The sequence below is a fragment of the Anaerophaga thermohalophila str. Valhall genome, assembly GCF_000250735.1.
Classification (GTDB): Bacteria; Bacteroidota; Bacteroidia; order Bacteroidales; family Marinilabiliaceae; genus Anaerophaga; species Anaerophaga thermohalophila_A.
In genome coordinates this window covers 1-3,856 of sequence record NZ_AHZV01000135.1, presented here as the reverse complement: position 1 = coordinate 3,856, position 3,856 = coordinate 1, and the positions used below count along the sequence as shown (strand labels likewise).

Sequence of the window (3,856 nt, the reverse complement as noted above, 5' to 3'; positions counted from 1 at the left end):
TGCAGGTTAAATATCCTTAACCAACTCTTTTGAAAGCTGATAAATCTCCAGCTATTGAAAACTAAAATACAACACATAAACTGCATTAAACTATATTTTAACTACATATAAACAATTGCAAGTTATCATTAAATTCATGGTAGAACCCGCAAAATTAAGAACATTATACGTTACACCCACAAAAAATAAACTATATTCGTAAAAAACCGAAAAAAATGAAGACCAAACAGGAAATTGTGGAAAACTGGCTTCCGCGTTATACCGGTCGCCCTCTCAAAGATTTTACCACACACATTCTTCTGACCAATTTTCAACATTATGTAGAACTCTTTTCCAAATGGCACAACCAGCCCATATTGGGTGAAAACCACAACATGCCTAACTGCAGTGCCGAAGGTATTACGATCATCAATTTTGGGATGGGAAGTCCGAACGCAGCCACTGTCATGGACCTTCTAAGTGCCATAAATCCTAATGCTGTTTTGTTCCTGGGCAAGTGCGGCGGACTAAAAAGAAAAAACACCCTGGGTGATCTGATACTTCCCATAGCCGCCATTCGCAGCGACGGTACTTCCAACGATTACCTGCCGCCTGAAATACCCGCCCTCCCGGCCTTTAGTCTTCAGCGTGCAGTGTCGACAACCATTCGTGATTACGGTAGAGACTATTACACAGGAACAGTATTCACCACCAACAAAAGAGTGTGGGAATACGACGACCGCTTTAAAAAATATCTTGCCAAAACAAGAGCTATGGCCATCGATATGGAATCGGCTACCATATTTACCGTGGGATTTGCCAACTCCATTCCTTCCGGTGCGCTCCTGCTCGTATCCGATCAGCCAATGATCTCAACCGGTATTAAAACCGCCGAAAGTGACCAGAAAGTAACGCGTGAATTCGTGGAACAACATTTGCAGATTGGCATCGACTCACTCCAGGAGATCATCAACAACGGAAAATCGGTGAAACACCTTAAATTTGACAGTTAATTATAACTTTGTCGTTTCAAAGACCGATTTATGAAGCTCAAATTTGAGGACATAGTTTCACAACTTAAAAAAGGAAATTTCGCCCAGGTGTATTTTATGGTGGGTGAAGAGCCCTGGTTTGCGGATTATATTACCGATTACATTGCCAAACATGCCATAAAAGAAGAAGAGAAGGCTTTTAATCAGACCATACTATACGGGCGCGATATAACCGCCATGGACATTGTCCATGAAGCGCGACGCTATCCTATGATGGCTCCCCGCCAGGTGGTCATCGTTAAGGAAGCCCAAAACATCAAAGACTTTGATCCGCTTGCCACCTATCTTGAAGCACCGGCACCCACCACCATACTTGTCATCAACTACCGCGCTAAATTCGATCAACGTACAAAAACCTGGAAGGCTCTCAACAAAAAAGAATTTATCACTCTTGAAACAAAAAAGCTGTACGACAATCAGGTGGGGCCCTGGATTAACGACTACCTGACAAAGATGGGGCTCAACATCGAGCCAAAAGCCAATGTCATGCTGGTCGACCACCTGGGGACAAAGCTCAGCAATATCGTCAAAGCCCTTGACAAACTGAAAGTGGCCGTCGGAAAAGATGTAAAAATCATCACGCCCAAACACGTAGAAGATTACATCGGTATCAGTAAGGATTTCAACAACTTTGAACTTCAGAATGCCATCATCCGGGGCGATGTGGTAAAAGCCAATCAGATTGTTCGGATTTTCGGACAAAACCCGAACGAATATCCAATGGTTCTAACCATTGGTGTGTTGTTCCATTTTTTCAGAAAACTTTTGGTGTATATAGTAACTCCGGACAAGAGTGACCGGAACATCGCTTCGGTGTTAGGAATACCTCCCTTCTTTGTAAAAGATTACAGGGCAGCAGCAAGACGCTTCAACTGGCAAAAGAGCCGTCAGGTGATCTCCCTGCTACGTGAGTACGATTTGCGATCGAAAGGTTTTAACAACAATTCTGCCTCAGATGGAGATTTGCTCCAGGAACTGGTATTTAAGATAATGCATTAGGGGTTTCGGAGTCGGGAATTTGGGGGTTGAGCACATCTACCATTATTTAATACAAATAAAATCAACAATTTATGAATTTAGGACTGGATATTAATCTAATTATCATCATAGTTATTTCGGTTATCAGCATTTTTGCCTTCAGCCGTCCCGATGTGATGGGCAAACTTCAGTTTAATGCCTGGCAAATTGTTCACCGCAAAGAATATTACCGCGTTCTTTCTTACGGGTTTGTACACGGAAACTGGATACATCTGCTGATCAATATGTTTGTTCTCTACTCCTTTGGCAGAGTGGTTTTGTACTATTTCGAGGCCGCTTTCGACGGGGGAACGACCATACGATATCTGATTCTGTTTGTAAGTGCCATTGTAGTCTCCACGCTGGCCACTCTCGGAAAAGAAAAGGACAATCCGCATTACAATGCTGTGGGTGCATCGGGAGCTGTTTCGGCAGTGGTTTTTACATCCATCCTTTTCGATCCTTATAATCCCATATTATTGTTTGGCATTATTCCGATTCCCGGAATTATTTTTGGTGTTTTGTACATCATTTACTCCAAATATATGGCCGGCAAAAACATTGACAACATCGGCCATGACGCGCATTATTACGGCGCATTGTACGGACTTGTTTTCCCGCTGCTGTATGAGCCGAAACTGGCCATTCATTTTTTCAACCAGTTACTGAGTTTTAACTTTTAAATGATATGCCTCCCGGAACTAAAAAATATCTTGTTCTGAATGGTCATCAGTACGAATGCGGAAGAGCTCTCTTTTCTCCGGAGAACAGAGCTTTCAGATATGGCGACGGACTGTTTGAAACCATTCGTTGCCACAAAACCGAACCACTCTTTTTTGATGACCATTACAATCGTTTGGTACAGGGAATGTCAATTATGAAGATGACGGTTGCAGGATTACCCGCTCCCGAAATCCTCAAAGAACACATAGAGAAACTTATTGTGCGTAATCGTATTTTTAACGATGCCAGGGTTCGATTGACGGTTTTTCGCCGCGACGGTGGTCTATACACACCCGAAACAAATAGCCCGGCCTGGCTCATAGAAGCCACTCCCCTCGAAAATAAAGGCTTTAGATTGAATGAAGAAGGACTTAGAATAGGCACTTTTGACGGATTTCCTAAAGTGTGGAGTCTGACCGCCCCTTTTAAAATCCTTTCGTCAACCCCCTATATCCTTGCAGGCATATACAACAAGGAGAACCACTACGACGACTGTCTGATAATGAACCAGAATAAAAAGTGGATAGAAAGCATAAGCTCCAATCTTTTCTGGACAAAAGATAATGTATTATTCACGCCTGCAATTTCGGCCGGATGTGTAAACGGCATTATGCGAAAACAAATTCTGAAGTTTGCCACTTTAAACGATATTCCGGTAAAAGAGACAATCGGAGCAACAACAAAAGAATTACTTGAAGCGGATGAAATATTTCTGAGCAATTCAATAAGTGGTGTAAAATGGGTTGTTGCATTTGAAACCAAACGTTATTACAACCGGATGCCCAAAGCAATTACACGGTGGCTTAATGAAGAACTGAAACATGGAGGTTAGAGGCTGGAGGTCAGATATTAGATGAGCGTAACACAGCAAATGGTACTTTACAATACTCCGTTAAACTTTTGCAGATGTCTGGTAATTAATTGTTTACACAATTAATGGTGCAAATGCAACTCTCTCATAATAAAAACTTTGCGTCTTTGCGTCTCTGTGTTTAAGCTTTTTTTAACTGACTATTAACTTTCTGAACAGACACACATATTGTGAGAATATTTTTGTAAGTTTATAGATACGCACTATTTAGGGG

General features: G+C 41.9%; 4 protein-coding genes. All 4 read left to right on the top strand.

Annotated features, from left to right (window positions below; all coding sequences use genetic code 11):
• Positions 1–215: 215 nt before the first annotated feature.
• The 4 genes from OQ5_RS0107315 to OQ5_RS0107300 all read left to right on the top strand — a co-directional run bounded on the left by OQ5_RS0107315 (position 216) and on the right by OQ5_RS0107300 (position 3,603).
• Positions 216–992: an AMP nucleosidase gene (locus OQ5_RS0107315; protein WP_016776859.1), complete on the top strand. Its 777-nt coding sequence runs from the start codon at positions 216–218 to the stop codon at positions 990–992.
• Positions 993–1,022: 30 nt separating this feature from the next.
• Positions 1,023–2,030, top strand: coding sequence for a DNA polymerase III subunit delta (gene holA, locus OQ5_RS0107310; protein WP_016776858.1), 1,008 nt, complete (start codon positions 1,023–1,025; stop codon positions 2,028–2,030).
• Positions 2,031–2,101: 71 nt separating this feature from the next.
• Positions 2,102–2,731: a rhomboid family intramembrane serine protease gene (locus tag OQ5_RS0107305; RefSeq protein WP_016776857.1), complete on the top strand. Its 630-nt coding sequence runs from the start codon at positions 2,102–2,104 to the stop codon at positions 2,729–2,731.
• Positions 2,732–2,736: 5 nt separating this feature from the next.
• Positions 2,737–3,603, top strand: a complete 867-nt coding sequence (locus tag OQ5_RS0107300) for an aminotransferase class IV (protein ID WP_016776856.1) — start codon at positions 2,737–2,739, stop codon at positions 3,601–3,603.
• Positions 3,604–3,856: the final 253 nt, after the last annotated feature.

Bases quoted from the DNA above. Each gene is read 5' to 3' on its own strand.
- OQ5_RS0107315 (WP_016776859.1), top strand. From the start codon at position 216: ATGAAGACCAAACAGGAAATTGTGGAAAACTGGCTTCCGCGTTATACC.
- holA (WP_016776858.1), top strand. From the start codon at position 1,023: ATGAAGCTCAAATTTGAGGACATAGTTTCACAACTTAAAAAAGGAAAT.
- OQ5_RS0107305 (WP_016776857.1), top strand. From the start codon at position 2,102: ATGAATTTAGGACTGGATATTAATCTAATTATCATCATAGTTATTTCG.
- OQ5_RS0107300 (WP_016776856.1), top strand. From the start codon at position 2,737: ATGCCTCCCGGAACTAAAAAATATCTTGTTCTGAATGGTCATCAGTAC.